The following is a 13042-nucleotide window of genomic DNA, read 5'->3' as shown; positions in this document are numbered from 1 at the left end:
CACCTTTCTGTCCTGTTTCCGACATCCGACCAGATTTCCTCTGTTCAGTATATCGTGACGTGACGCCGGGCTTTGCCTGTGCAATCTTCGCAGAGTGTAACTTATGAAGAATGGTGCCTTATGTCCGACGACGCCCCTAAAACCCCAGCACGCCAACCGCGCGCGCATAATCTTGACTGTAGTGAATCCGGGCCTGTCGTGGTCGAGGATCAACCACTGCCTGCCAAAGTGGCGGAGACCCCGGTCGAACAGAAAAGCCCCGCGCAATGGGCCTATGAGCGCCTGATTCTCTATATCAAAAACTTCGAAGATCAGCTGGACAATGAACACGAAGTCGCCATGGGCTTTGCTGGTGGTGATGCGGGCGTTCTGCGGATCGAAGGGATCGGTTATTTCGACCCGGACATCATCACCTATTACGGGTCCGACGGCGAGGGCACAAAAACCCAACTGGTACAGCATGTCAGCCAGTTGTCGGTCATGCTGCGCGCCCTGCCCAAGCAGATCGAAAGCGCCGAACCGAACCGCATCGGGTTCCGGCTGGCGGCCCAGTTGGAAGAAGAATAATCGCAAACTGTATGACGAACAGAATCCGGGCCGTGACAGAGGCCCGGAAATCCGTTATTCGGTGCAAAACGCAAACTCAGAACAGGATTTGAACAATGGCTGAACACGTTCATGGCACCATGGAAACCAGCGCCCAGGAAAAAACCTATGCGGGCTTTGTAGCCACAACCAAATGGTCGGTCATCGTTATTCTGGCTATTCTGGTCTTCTTGGCCCTGGTTGGCGCCTAAGACCAACACCCAATCATAGTTCAGGTTCGAGGGTTTCATGGTACGATTGCTAGCAGTGCTATCGTTGATCGTCTCGCTTGCCGGCTGCGGTGGCGCAGACAACATCTTTGCCAGCGATCAAACAGTGGCGGATGCCGTATACCGGCATGACGGTCCGCCGACCCTCACCCTGTTCACTGTGATCTCGAAGGCGTCCGGCTCGGGCGCGCATTCGGCGCTGATGGTCAACGGCTCGCAGCGCGTGATCTTTGATCCGGCGGGGACCTTCCACCATCCCAACCTGCCCGAACGCCATGATGTGATCTATGGCATGACGGACCCGGCGGTGGACTTCTACATCGATTACCACGCCCGTGTGACCTATGACGTGGTCCGTCAGGACATCGTCGTATCGCCACAAGTGGCCGAAATGGCCAAACGCGCGGTCGAGCAATATGGCGCGGTCCCCAAGGCGCATTGCGGCCAGTCAGTCAGCGCCATCCTGCGCAGCCTTCCGGGCTTCGGATCGGTCCCGCAGTCCTACTATCCCAAGAAGATCATGAACGCGTTCGGCGACCTTCCCGGCGTGCGTGCGCAAACCTTCCAGGACGACGACCCCCATAAAGGCGGCGAGATCAGAACGCAGGGCATCTGACCCGCGCGTTATCCCAGCAGGAACAAAAGCCCGTAAAGCGTGGCGGCCCCAGACAGGATCGCTGCCAGAACGTTTTTGCTGAAATACCCCACGGCCAATGTCACAAGCGCTGCCCCCAGTCGCGCCGGATCAGGGCTTCCCTCTGTCGCGGCGGGCCACAAGACCAACGGGGCCACCAGACCCGGCAAGACCGCAACGGGCGTATAGCGAAGGTGCCGCAGCACCCATTCCGGCATTTGCCGATCACCTATTATCCCTAGAAAGCTGAAGCGGATCAGGAAGCTGCCGATCGCCATCGCGAAGATAACAAACCAGACTGTGGTGTGGTTTAGCTGGTCCATCACGCGGCCCTCCGTTCCATGTAGAGCTCGACCTGAGCGCCCACGATCATCGCACCGATCGCTGCCACCAACAGGCCCGAGCCATAGGGCATCCACGCCATCAACAGCGCCAACACGACCGAGGTCAGCGCCGACGCTACATGCGCCATCGTGCGCAGCGCGGGGGCGATCATCGCAAGGAACGTAATCGGAAGGGCGAAATCCAGCGCAAATTCAGGCGGCACCTGCGCGCCCGCGACCGCGCCAAGGTAAGATGCACCGTACCAGAACGGCGCCAAGGGGGCGACTGTCCCAACGTAGTAGGCAAACCGCTCGGGCACAGTCAGTTCGCGCTCGATCTCGAATTTGATCTGCGACAGGGCATAGGCCTGATCCACCATTAAATAGGCCACCAGCCCGCGCTGCCAGATCGGCGCACTGCCCAGATAGGGGGTCAGCGATGCGCTGTACATCGCCATGCGCAGGTTCACTGCCAAGGCGGTCAGGATCACGATCACGGTGGGGGCGTTCTCGGTCATCAACTGCACGGCCGTGAACTGCGCGGCCCCCGCAATGACTAAAATGGAAAAGCCCATAACCTCGGCCACATTCAACCCGGCTTCGGTCGCCACCACGCCGAACAGGGCAGCGAAGGGGATGATTACCAGAAGAAACGGAAGCGCATCGCGCGTTCCGCGCAGGAAATGTCGTTTCGGGTTGGACGCGGTCATGGGGAATTCCTAAGTTACCCCTAACGCTTACGGCGTCCGTGCAGGAGTTGCAATTGTCCACCGAACTCGATCTTTCCGAATACCTGATCGCCCCCGACCCCGGCGCGGCGCGATTGACCCGTGCCGTTGCGGGCCACGATGAAACCGGCGCGCCAGTGACCATCAATGTGGTCGAGGAACGCCCCCTGACCATCTTCCTAAATCGGCGCGAGATCGTGACCGCCATGACCATTGGTGACTATCCCGAGTATCTGGCGCTTGGATTTCTGCGCAATCAGGGGATGCTGTCGACAGAGGACCAGATCACGGGCGTCGACTATGACGACGACATCGACACGGTCGTCGTGCGCACGGCCACGGAAACGGATTACGAAGACAAACTATCCCGCAAGACCCGCACCTCGGGTTGTGCAGTGGGGACGGTGTTTGGCGACATGATGGAGGGGCTCGAGGGGCTGACCCTGCCCGCCGCGCCGGTGAAGACCTCGTGGCTTTATGCCCTGTCGCAGAAGATCAACCGCACGCCCTCGCTTTATCTGGAAGCGGGTGCGATCCACGGCACGGTCCTGTGCGAAGGGGATCGCCCGCTGGTCTATATGGAGGATGTGGGCCGCCACAACGCCGTCGACAAAGTGGCCGGCTGGATGCTGGATCAGAATGTCTCGGGCGCGGACAAGATCCTTTATACCACCGGGCGACTGACGTCTGAGATGGTGATCAAAACCGCGCAGATGGGCATTCCCGCGCTGGTCTCTCGCTCTGGCTTCACCGCATGGGGTGTCGAGATCGCAAACGAAATCGGACTGACCTTAATCGGTCGAATGCGGGGGCAGCGGTTTACCTGTCTGGCCGGAGAAAGCCGCCTGATCCGCGACGTGGATCCAGCCCACGTCACGCGTGAAGACAGCAAACACCGCCGCAAAGGGGCAGGCGCATGACCCGTCCCCTTGGCATCATTCTGGCCGGTGGGCTCGCCACCCGTATGGGCGGTGGAGACAAGGGACGCCTTCCCTTGGGCAACGGTACGCTTTTGTCCCACGTGATCGACCGACTGGCCCCTCAGGTCGACGGCATGGCCTTGAACGCGAACGGAGACCCCGTGCGTTTTGCCGACACCGGCCTGCCCGTTCTGCCCGACAGCATCGACGGCTATGCGGGTCCCTTGGCGGGAGTCTTGGCCGGGCTGGATTGGGCTTCTGAACAGGGCGCGACTCATGTGGTCTCTGCCGCCGCCGACACGCCGTTTTTCCCGCGCGACCTTGTGGATCGGCTGCTGATTGCCGCCCAGCGCGACGGCACCGACATCGCTTTGGCTGCCACGCTTGACCCGCAACGCGGTGCGATGCGCCAACCCACCTTTGGCCTCTGGCCGGTCGCACTTCGTGACGACCTGCGCGCGGCCTTGGAAGACGGCTTGCGCAAGGTCGTCCTCTGGACCGACAAGCACGGCGCGGCCATCGCCAGCTTTGCGCCCACGCCCTTTGATCCGTTTTTCAACGTGAACACCCCGGACGACCTTGCCCAGGCCGAACAGCTTTTGGAGACCGCCCCATGAAAATCTTCGGTGTCACCGGCTGGAAGAACTCGGGCAAAACCGGGTTGATGGAGCGTCTGATCGCCCATTTCACCGCGCAGGGTCTGCGCGTCTCGACCCTGAAACACACCCATCACGGCGTCGATCTGGAAAAGCCCGGCACGGACACACACCGCCACCGCGTGGCGGGCGCGCAAGAGGTCGTTTTGGCCTCCTCCGCCCGCATCACCACCCTGCATGAGCTGCGCGATAGCCCCGAACCACGACTGGCCGAGTTGATCGCGGGCCTGACCCCCTGTGACCTTGTGCTGGTGGAAGGGTTCAAAGGCGCACCGCATCCCAAGATCGAGGCGCACCGTGTAGAAACAGGCGAGGATTTGTTGGCACCAAGCAATGACACGATCCGCGCCGTGGCTAGCAATGAAGCCCTCCCTCACCTCGACCTGCCAGTCTTCGATCTGGATGACACCGCCGCGATTGCAGCCTTCATCGCAGATGTCACCGGCCTCGCCCCGCGCAAACCAAAGGGATTGAAAAACGACTGCTTCGCCCTGCCCCCCGGCGTCCATTGGACCCCCGTCGATGAAGCGCTAGAGACATTGCGCGACCGCCTATCACCTGTGGTCAGCACCGAAACCGTGCCCACGGCAACATCCCGTGGCCGGATCCTTGCAAGTGACCATTTGGCGGCCCGCTCCAACCCACCCGGTGCAAACTCCGCGGTCGACGGCTATGCTTTCGCCTATGCAGGACTGCCCGAAGGCGACGTGATCGAAATACCCCTGATGTCCGAGCGCGCCGCTGCCGGTGATCCCTTCACCGGCAGCGTCCCGATAGGCCACGCCATCCGCATCCTGACCGGCGCACTTCTGCCCGAGGGCGTGGACACCGTGGTCTTGCAGGAAGACGTCCAAGTCGATGGGCAAACCCTGCGCTTCCCCGCAGGCGTCAAACCCGGCGCCAATGCCCGCGCTGCCGGTGAAGATGTCGAGGCTGGCAAGCTGGCCCTGCCCGCAGGTCACAAGATGCGCGCGCCCGATGTCGCGCTTCTGTCCGCGCTCGGCCTGCCGCATGTCCAAGCCTGCAAACCGCTGCGCGTCGGCGTCCTGTCCACCGGCGATGAACTGGCCGAGCCCGGAACGACCACAGACACCGCCCGCACCTATGATGCCAACCGCCCGATGCTGCTGTCTCTGGCACAGGGCTGGGGCTATACCCCCGTCGATCTGGGCCATGTGGCCGACGACCGCGACGCCCTGCGCGCCGCCTTCGACATGGCTGCAACAGAGGCCGATGTCATCATAACGTCCGGCGGGGCCTCGGCAGGCGACGAAGACCATGTCTCAGCCCTGCTGAAAGAAACCGGATCGCTGCACCACTGGCGCATCGCGATCAAACCGGGCCGCCCTCTGGCGCTGGCGCAATGGAACGGCACACCCGTCTTCGGACTGCCCGGCAACCCCGTCGCCGCGCTGGTCACGACACTGATCTTCGCACGCCCTGCCTTCTCGGTCCTTGCTGGCGGTCCATGGCTGACCACGCCCGGAACCATGCTGCCAGCCGCTTTCACCAAATCCAAAAAAGCAGGCCGCCGCGAATATCTGCGCGCACGCCTAAACGAAAACGGCGAGGTGGAAGCGTTCAAATCCGAAGGCTCAGGCCGCATCTCAGGCCTTAGCTGGGCCACCGGACTGGTTGAACTGCCGGACGAGGCGATGGACATCACCCCCGGCACCCCCGTCCGCTTCATCAGCTACGACAGCCTCGGGATCACCTGACCCCCATCCTCTTGCCTTAAATACCTTGGGGTGAATGCGCGCAGCGCAGAGGGGCAAAGCCCCTTAATCACCGTGCCGCAAAAGCCGCTGCTTCTGACGGCCCCAATCCCGTTTGGCCTCGGTCGCGCGCTTGTCATGGGCCTTCTTACCCTTGGCAATGCCCACCTTCACCTTCACCAGACCTTTGTGGTTGAAATAGATGACCAGCGGCACAAGGGTCATGCCCTTGCGACTGGTCGCATTCCACATCTTCGAGATCTCGCGCTTCGACGCCAACAGCTTGCGCTTGCGGCGCTCCAGATGGCCCCAAGTGATGGCCTGCTTATACGGCGCGATATAAGCGTTGGTCAGGTAAAGTTCGCCATCCTCAACAGCCACATAGCTTTCGGCAATATTCGACCCACCCTGACGCAGCGATTTCACCTCGGAGCCCATCAACACGATGCCGCATTCGATGTCTTCCTCAATCGCATAGTCATAGCGTGCACGCCGATTGTCGGCGATCACTTTATAGTTGGTGTCTTCTTTTGCCTTAGCCATGTGCCGGATGTAGGGCTTGCGCCGCGAACTGTCCAGACCATCCCATCAGATAGACAAAGGGCCGCGACGATGCGCGGCCCCCGTAACACAAATCAATTGCCTGGATCAGTTGATCAGCCCGGCGTGACGCATGGCGGCATCAATGGCGGCCTTGGTCTCGTCCGTCAGGCCAACCAGCGGCGAGCGGACGTCTTCGGTGCAGCGGTCCAGCTTGGACAGCGCGTATTTCGCGCCACAGGTGCCCGGCTCCATAAAGATCGCCTTGTGCAGCGGCATCAGCTTGTCTGCGATCTCCAGCGCCTTGGCGAAGTCACCTTCCAGCGTTGCGGCCTGCATGTCCGCGCACAGACGCGGGGCCACGTTCGCGGTGACCGAAATGCAGCCCACGCCACCCTGTGCGTTGAACCCGTGTGCCGTAGCGTCTTCGCCCGACAGTTGGATGAAATCCGCACCACAGGTCATGCGCTGAAAGCTAACACGCGCCAGATCACCCGTCGCGTCTTTTACGCCCACGATGTTCTTGTGCTTGGCCAGTTCGCCCATGGTCTCGGGCGTCATGTCAACGACCGAGCGACCGGGGATGTTGTAGATCACGATCGGAAGGTCGACGGCATTCGCAATCGCCTCAAAATGCGCAATCAACCCCCGCTGAGTCGGTTTGTTATAGTACGGCGTCACCACCAGACCAGCAGCGGCACCAACACGCTTGGCGAACTCCATGAAGCGCAGGGCTTCGGCAGTGTTGTTCGAGCCCGCACCGGCAATGACCGGCACGCGGCCTGCGGCGGCTTCGACTACGGCTTCGATGACGGCTTCATGCTCGTCATGGGTCAGGGTCGGGCTTTCACCGGTTGTGCCCACCGGCACCAGTCCGGTCGAGCCTTCCTCGATCTGCCATTCGACCAAGCGTTTAAGCGCGTCGAAATCCACTGCACCGTTCTTGAACGGCGTAACCAGGGCAGGAAGAGATCCTTTGAACATGACACGCTCCATTTTGTCTGTGTTTCCAATCACGTCTGCGAAGATCTGCTGAATCGCCTCGCAAACGCGGCGGAAACTAGCCGGGTTCGACAGAAATGCCAAGTTTGTGTGTTGCGTGTTAGCGCCATAAAGCTAGGTTTTGCACATGAACAGGATCAAATCACGCCTTATCCCGGCCCTGACACTGGCCGCCAGTCTTGGTTTTGCTGCAAGCAACCCCGCTTTCGCACAAAATGCCGGGGCCGTTTCGGCCTTTGAAAAGGCTATTGAAACCGCGCGCGACGGCGATTGGGACACCGCCCGGACCCAAGCAGCACAGGGCGGTGCGCTGGCTGCTGACATATTGGAATGGCACCGCTTGCGGCAAAGCGAGGGCAGCTTTGCCGACACCCGCGCTTTTCTGGCGCGCCACCCTGACTGGCCCGGCCTGAAGCTTCTGCGCAAACGATCCGAAGAATCAATTCCGCGCAATCACACACCGGCCGAGGTTTTGGACTTCTTCCGCGACCAGCCCCCGCAAACCGGGCGCGGCGCATTGCGTCTGGCCGAGGCGCTGAAGGCCACAGGGAACGGGGAAGAGGCCAAAGCGCAGATCATCCTTGGCTGGATTTCGCTGTCTCTGGACGAAGACGAACACGATGCGTTTGTCTCGCGCTATGGCGATACGCTGAAATCCCATCACTGGGATCGGACAGATATGCTGCTGTGGCGCGGGGCGACAACCGAAGCGGGGCGTATGATACCGCTGTTGTCCACCGGCAAACAGGCACTCGCCACAGCTCGCATCGCGCTGCGCAAAAAGCAAAACGGCGTGGACGCGTTGATTAAGGCCATCCCTGCCAGCCTGTCAGATGATCCGGGGCTGGCCTATGAACGCTTCCTGTGGCGGGCCTCGAAAGGGCGCAATCAGGATGCTGTGGACTTGCTGCTGGAGCGGTCGACCTCGGCCCAATCGCTTGGCGCGCCTGATCGTTGGGGCAGTTGGCGCCGTGTCTTGGCCCGTTGGTCGATGCGCGATGGCAAGCCCAAGCAGGCCTATCGCTTGGCAAGCGCGCATCACATCACGGACGGATCGGATCGCAACGATCTGGAATGGTTGGCGGGCTATGTCGCGCTGCGAAAGCTGAACGATCCGGCCACCGCGCTAGAACATTTCCAAACCTTCCAACTGGGCGTCGAAACCCCGATCAGCCTTGGTCGCGCCGGATATTGGCAGGGCCGCGCTTATGAGGCGTTGGGGGATAAGGTCTCGGCCCAAGCGTCCTATGAATACGGTGCCGAGTTCCAGACCAGTTTCTATGGCCTTCTGGCCGCCGAGAAAGCCGGCGTTCCAATGGACCCAACCCTGATCGGGTCGGAGCCTTTCCCAGACTTCCGGCAGGCCAGCTTCTGGGGCGGATCGGTAATGGAAGCCGCCCGCCTTCTGCAAGCCGCGGACGAGCTGTATTGGGCCGAGCGGTTCTCGGTCCATCTGGCCGAAAGCCTGACCCGCGAAGAGATTGGACAGCTGGCTGCATGGGCCGAAAGCGTGAATGAGCCGCACCTGCAGGTCATGATCGCCAAGCAGGCCGCACGACAGGGCCACACCATCGTTCGCCCCTATTTCCCGACGCCCGATATTGGGCGCGGCAACCGCACCGTGCCCCGCGCCTTGGAACTGGCCATCGCCCGGCGCGAAAGCGAGTTCGACCCTTCGGTCGTCTCGGGCGTTGGTGCACGTGGTTTGATGCAGCTGATGCCCGGCACCGCGTCTGACATGGCCAAGCGGCTGGACATGCCCTATTCCAAGGCACGCCTGACCGAGGATCCCGCCTATAACACGCGACTGGGATCAGAATATCTGGCGAAATTGATCGAGGATTTCGACGGCAACCCGGTGCTGATCGCGGTGGGCTATAACGCTGGTCCCAGACGCTCGCAAAACTGGACCGAGAAGTTTGGGAACGTGCGTTCCTCGTCCGTAGATATCATCGACTGGATCGAGCACATTCCCTTCCGCGAGACCCGCAATTACGTGATGCGCGTCACCGAAAGCCTGCCTATTTATCGCGCGCGGCTGACCGGGAAAACGCAACCGCTGCGCCTGTCGAAAGAGCTTAAGAAGTAGCGCGGCGGCTGCGGATCAGGGTGAAAATGCCCGCCGACACAACGATCACCGCGCCGATCACGACATTGGTGTGCAAGGTCTCGTTGAAGACCAAGACGCCGATGAAGCTGACAAAAACCAGTTGCAAATAGGCGAAGGGTTGGACGGTGCTGGCCTCGGCAAACTCGTAGCACTTGATGAGCAGCCAATGGCCCAATACGCCGGTGCAGCACAGCAGCGCCATCCACGCCCAATCGCCCTGCGACATGGGCTGCCAGAACCAAATGCCAATGGCGGTCATCACCACGGCACCGATAATACCCGTCCAGAAAAAGCTGGTTTGCGTGCTGTCGGTCTTGGCTGCCAGCCGCGTCATCAAGCCGTAGACCGCGAACATCGCGGCCCCGAGCAGCGGAATAATTGCATAGGGTGAAAACACGCCCGTCCCCGGCTGCAGGATCACCAGAATCCCAACGAAGCCAACCGCGATCGCCGCCCAACGCCGCCAGCCCACATGCTCGCCCAGAACCGGGCCAGATAGGGCAGCCACCATCAGCGGGTAAACGGCGAAAATCGCGTGGCTTTCCACCAGCCCCAGCAACGTGAACGAAATCACCGTCACGCAGATTTCCAGCGCCAGCAACGCGCCACGAGAGATTTGCAGCCACAGCCGCGCGGGGCGCAGCGCTTGGCTCAGACCGCCATTGCGACGGGTGATCCAGATGACGAAGGCCGCAAAGAACCAATAGCGGATCATCACCACCATCCAGACGTTGTATTCCCCGCCCAAATGGCGCGAGATCCCGTCCTGCATCGCAAAAACGAAGGTCGTGGCGACCATCAGCCAGATGCCGATTTGATTGTTGCGATCCATTGCGTCCTTCTAGGGCCGCAATGTTCCACGGCTCATATGCCGCTTGCGCCCGTATCCGGATACACGTTCCACATCGAAACCCGCCGCGTCTAGGGCACGGCGCACAAAACCTGCGGCGGTATATGTCGCAAACGTGCCATTTGGCGCGGTGTGGATGCCAACCTGTGCCATAAGGTCCTCGCCCCACAGTTCGGGGTTCTTCGCGGGCGAGAAGCCGTCGAGGAACCACGCATCCGCCTTTCCATCCCAAGCCGCGAGGGTTTCGCGCGCGTCGCCTTCGATCACCTCGACCGTGAACCCGTCCAGATCAAAGCGCCGCGCTCCGTCAGCCCACGCCGTCAGGAAAGGCCCAGCCACCGCATGCGCCTCTGGGAAGGTTTGCAGGGCGCGGTCGATGTCGGCGGCGTCCATCGGGAAAGCCTCGAACGAGGTGAACCCAGCCCCCTCGGGCGATCCCGAAGCGCGCCACGCGATGAACGCGGCCAGCATGTTCAGACCGGTGCCAAAGCCCAGCTCGGCAATCTGGAAACTCGGGCGAAAGCGGTTAGCCAAATCATTGCCGTCGATGAAGACATGCCGCGTCTCGGCCAGCCCATCTTCAAGCGAGAAATAGGGATCGTCGAACCGATCCGCCACCGGCACGCCGCTGTCTTTCCACGTGATCGTCGCCGCGGTGGTCGTTGTCTGGCGCTTTGTCATGATCTGCCCTAGAACGCTTTTGAAACCTGCGCGAACATGAAGAAGGATAGCTCTGATGGCAATCGCTGATGTGACAGTTTACGGCGCGGGGATCTTTGGCCTATCGGTTGCATGGAGCTGCGCCAAACGTGGCGCGAAGGTGCGGGTGATCGACCCGAATGGGCCGGGCGCGGGATCATCCGGAGGTCTGGTCGGCGCGCTGGCCCCGCATGTCCCCGAACGCTGGAACGCCAAGAAAGCCTTTCAATTCGACAGCCTGATCATGGCGGAAGCGTATTGGGCCGAGGTCGAAGCGGTGTCAGGAAAATCCCCCGGTTATGCGCGGTCAGGCCGTTTACAACCCATCGCAGATGAACGCCTGCTGGACCTTGCCAAGTCCCGCGCGGCCGAGGCCGACACGCTGTGGCAAGGCAAAGCCGTGTGGCAGGTGCGCCCAGCGTCGGACTTCCCCGATTGGGCGCCGATCAGCCCCACGGGCTTCCTGATCTACGACACACTGACCGCCCGGATGAGCCCCCGCCGGGCAGGTGCCGCTTTGGTCGCTGCAATCCAAGCCAAGGGTGGCGAAGTCGTGACCGACGGCCCCTCGGAAGGGACCGAGGTCTGGGCGACCGGCTGGCAGGGCATGGTAAAACTGTCCGAGGAATTGGGCAAACCCGTTGGCAACGGTGTCAAAGGACAAAGCGCGCTTCTGGACTATGACGCCCGCGATATGCCGCAGCTGTTTGCAGATGCCGTGCACATCATCCCCCACGCGGATGGCACGGTCGCCATCGGGTCCACCAGTGAACGTGAGTTTGACGATCCATCCAGCTGTGACGATGCACTGGACGAGGTTATCGCCCGCGCCCGCGCCGCCTGCCCGGCCCTTGCAGACGCCCCGGTGATCGAACGCTGGGCGGGCGTCCGCCCCCGCGCCAAATCACGCGCGCCGATGCTGGGTGAATACCCCGGCCGCCCCGGCGCCTTCATCGCCAATGGCGGCTTCAAGATCGGCTTCGGTATGGGCCCGCGGGTGGGGGAGTTGATGGCGGATCTGGTATTGGAAGGCCGCGACGAGATCCCCGAAGATTTCCGGGTCGAGGCCAGCTTGTAGGAGCACATCCGCATGACACCGACACTAAGCTCACTGGATCACTTCGTCCTGACAGTCGCCAACATTGACCAGACAGCAACCTTCTACGCCAACGTGCTAGGCATGACTGCGATCCAGTTCAAGGTCGCCGATGGCACGGCCCGTTGGGCCTTGGAGTTTGGTCGTCAGAAGATCAACCTGCATCAGGCAGGCAGAGAATTCGACCCTAAAGCGGCGACCCCAACGCCAGGAAGCGCCGATCTGTGTTTTCTGTCGGACACACCGCTGGAAGCGTGGATGACCCATTTGAAGACACAGAACGTCGCGATCGTCGAAGGGCCTGTGCCTCGTACCGGCGCACAGTTTCCAATCCAGTCAATCTACATTCGCGACCCCGATGGAAACCTGATCGAAATCGCTGAGCGGCTTCAGGACTGATCCGCGGCGGCCCTCAGCTTCCCCATCAGCTTCACCAGATTGGCCTCGTAGCGCTCATTCGTCAGATTGCCATTTTCGTCGAATTCTTTCGAACTGCCCGCCACAGCGATCTCTGGCCCGATCACAAGCTTGGGCTGAAACGGCACCATTGCCGCCACCAAAGACGCCTGCGCCCGTTCTCCGCCCGCGCGACCTCCGGCGGCCGACATCACGGCAACAGGCTTGCCCTGCCAAGGATGAGGCTTCACCCGGCTGACCCAATCCAGCGCATTCTTCAAAACGCCGGTCAGCATCTTGTTGTACTCCGGCGTCGAGATGATCACCGCGTCCGCTGCTGCAATCTGCGCCGCCAGTTTCGCCACGCTTTCGGGGATCCCCTCGGCATCCTCAAGGTCGCCATCGTAAAGCGGCAAGTTCAAATCTGCCTCGACGTAATCCGCATCGCCATAAAGCCGCGCAGCATTTCGCAGCAAGAACCGGTTGGTTGCGTCTTTACGCAGGGAACCGGACATGCCAAGCAATTGGTGTTTGGACAAATGAACCTCCTTGTTCGCG

At 61.3% G+C, this 13042-nt stretch carries 16 protein-coding genes; 9 read left to right on the top strand and 7 right to left on the bottom strand.

Features of this window, described 5'->3' with window-relative positions; all coding sequences use genetic code 11:
- Window positions 1-120: 120 nt before the first annotated feature.
- The 3 genes from MWU53_RS11405 (at window position 121) to MWU53_RS11395 (ending at window position 1431) form a co-directional block, all read left to right on the top strand.
- On the top strand, window positions 121-567 hold the full coding sequence (locus MWU53_RS11405; RefSeq protein ID WP_247093417.1) for a DUF6173 family protein: 447 nt from the start codon (window positions 121-123) through the stop codon (window positions 565-567).
- Window positions 568-662: 95 nt separating this feature from the next.
- Window positions 663-797: an aa3-type cytochrome c oxidase subunit IV gene (locus MWU53_RS11400; protein ID WP_247093415.1), complete on the top strand. Its 135-nt coding sequence runs from the start codon at window positions 663-665 to the stop codon at window positions 795-797.
- A gap of 37 nt (window positions 798-834) precedes the next feature.
- Window positions 835-1431 (top strand): hypothetical protein, encoded by a 597-nt coding sequence (locus tag MWU53_RS11395; protein WP_247093413.1) that lies wholly within the window; start codon window positions 835-837, stop codon window positions 1429-1431.
- A gap of 8 nt (window positions 1432-1439) precedes the next feature.
- On the opposite strand, the gene MWU53_RS11390 is transcribed toward MWU53_RS11395, so the two are convergent.
- Both MWU53_RS11390 and MWU53_RS11385 read right to left on the bottom strand, forming a co-directional pair.
- Complete coding sequence (locus MWU53_RS11390; protein WP_247093522.1) at window positions 1440-1772, bottom strand: AzlD domain-containing protein; 333 nt, start codon at window positions 1770-1772, stop codon at window positions 1440-1442.
- The gene (locus MWU53_RS11385) at window positions 1772-2482 is read right to left on the bottom strand and encodes an AzlC family ABC transporter permease (protein ID WP_247093411.1); all 711 of its coding nucleotides are present in this window, start codon (window positions 2480-2482) and stop codon (window positions 1772-1774) included. Before MWU53_RS11385 ends, MWU53_RS11390 begins: the two co-directional genes overlap by 1 nt.
- A 47-nt stretch (window positions 2483-2529) precedes the next feature.
- On the opposite strand from MWU53_RS11385, the gene MWU53_RS11380 reads away from it, so the two are divergent.
- Genes MWU53_RS11380 through MWU53_RS11370 form a run of 3 tightly spaced genes read left to right on the top strand, consistent with a single transcriptional unit; the run spans window position 2530 to window position 5794 of the window.
- Window positions 2530-3420 (top strand): formate dehydrogenase accessory sulfurtransferase FdhD, encoded by an 891-nt coding sequence (locus MWU53_RS11380; protein ID WP_247093409.1) that lies wholly within the window; start codon window positions 2530-2532, stop codon window positions 3418-3420.
- On the top strand, window positions 3417-4037 hold the full coding sequence (mobA, locus tag MWU53_RS11375) for a molybdenum cofactor guanylyltransferase MobA (RefSeq protein ID WP_247093407.1): 621 nt from the start codon (window positions 3417-3419) through the stop codon (window positions 4035-4037). The genes MWU53_RS11380 and mobA overlap by 4 nt, the downstream gene beginning before the upstream one ends.
- The gene (locus MWU53_RS11370; RefSeq protein WP_247093405.1) at window positions 4034-5794 is read left to right on the top strand and encodes a bifunctional molybdopterin-guanine dinucleotide biosynthesis adaptor protein MobB/molybdopterin molybdotransferase MoeA; all 1761 of its coding nucleotides are present in this window, start codon (window positions 4034-4036) and stop codon (window positions 5792-5794) included. Before mobA ends, MWU53_RS11370 begins: the two co-directional genes overlap by 4 nt.
- 63 nt (window positions 5795-5857) lie before the next feature.
- Here the strand turns inward: MWU53_RS11370 and smpB are convergent, their stop codons facing one another.
- The gene (gene smpB / locus MWU53_RS11365) at window positions 5858-6334 is read right to left on the bottom strand and encodes an SsrA-binding protein SmpB (RefSeq protein ID WP_247093403.1); all 477 of its coding nucleotides are present in this window, start codon (window positions 6332-6334) and stop codon (window positions 5858-5860) included.
- A 105-nt stretch (window positions 6335-6439) separates the two neighbouring features.
- A complete protein-coding gene (gene dapA / locus MWU53_RS11360; RefSeq protein ID WP_247093401.1) occupies window positions 6440-7315 on the bottom strand; it encodes a 4-hydroxy-tetrahydrodipicolinate synthase in 876 nt (291 codons plus the stop codon).
- A gap of 145 nt (window positions 7316-7460) precedes the next feature.
- Here dapA and MWU53_RS11355 point away from each other — a divergent pair, with 145 nt between their 5' ends.
- Entirely contained in the window at window positions 7461-9422 is a 1962-nt protein-coding gene (locus tag MWU53_RS11355) for a lytic transglycosylase domain-containing protein (RefSeq protein WP_247093399.1), read from the top strand.
- Here MWU53_RS11355 and MWU53_RS11350 read toward each other — a convergent pair.
- The gene (locus tag MWU53_RS11350; RefSeq protein ID WP_247093397.1) at window positions 9412-10275 is read right to left on the bottom strand and encodes a DMT family transporter; all 864 of its coding nucleotides are present in this window, start codon (window positions 10273-10275) and stop codon (window positions 9412-9414) included. The genes MWU53_RS11355 and MWU53_RS11350 overlap by 11 nt on opposite strands.
- A gap of 9 nt (window positions 10276-10284) precedes the next feature.
- Window positions 10285-10974, bottom strand: a complete 690-nt coding sequence (gene mnmD, locus MWU53_RS11345) for a tRNA (5-methylaminomethyl-2-thiouridine)(34)-methyltransferase MnmD (protein WP_247093395.1) — start codon at window positions 10972-10974, stop codon at window positions 10285-10287.
- Between the two features lie 55 nt (window positions 10975-11029).
- On the opposite strand from mnmD, the gene MWU53_RS11340 reads away from it, so the two are divergent.
- The gene (locus tag MWU53_RS11340) at window positions 11030-12070 is read left to right on the top strand and encodes an FAD-dependent oxidoreductase (protein WP_247093393.1); all 1041 of its coding nucleotides are present in this window, start codon (window positions 11030-11032) and stop codon (window positions 12068-12070) included.
- Between the two features lie 12 nt (window positions 12071-12082).
- Window positions 12083-12487 carry a VOC family protein gene (locus tag MWU53_RS11335; RefSeq protein ID WP_247093391.1) on the top strand — a complete coding sequence of 135 codons (405 nt, stop codon included), beginning with the start codon at window positions 12083-12085 and terminating at the stop codon, window positions 12485-12487.
- Here the strand turns inward: MWU53_RS11335 and MWU53_RS11330 are convergent.
- Window positions 12478-13023: an NAD(P)H-dependent oxidoreductase gene (locus MWU53_RS11330; RefSeq protein WP_247093389.1), complete on the bottom strand. Its 546-nt coding sequence runs from the start codon at window positions 13021-13023 to the stop codon at window positions 12478-12480. The two genes, MWU53_RS11335 and MWU53_RS11330, sit on opposite strands and share 10 nt — an antisense overlap.
- Window positions 13024-13042 lie beyond the last annotated feature (19 nt).

Source organism: Aliiroseovarius sp. S1123 (genome assembly GCF_023015885.1).
GTDB lineage: Bacteria > Pseudomonadota > Alphaproteobacteria > Rhodobacterales > Rhodobacteraceae > Aliiroseovarius.
The sequence above is the reverse complement of the archived record's forward strand: the minus strand, read 5'-3'. Positions and strand labels throughout refer to the sequence as shown.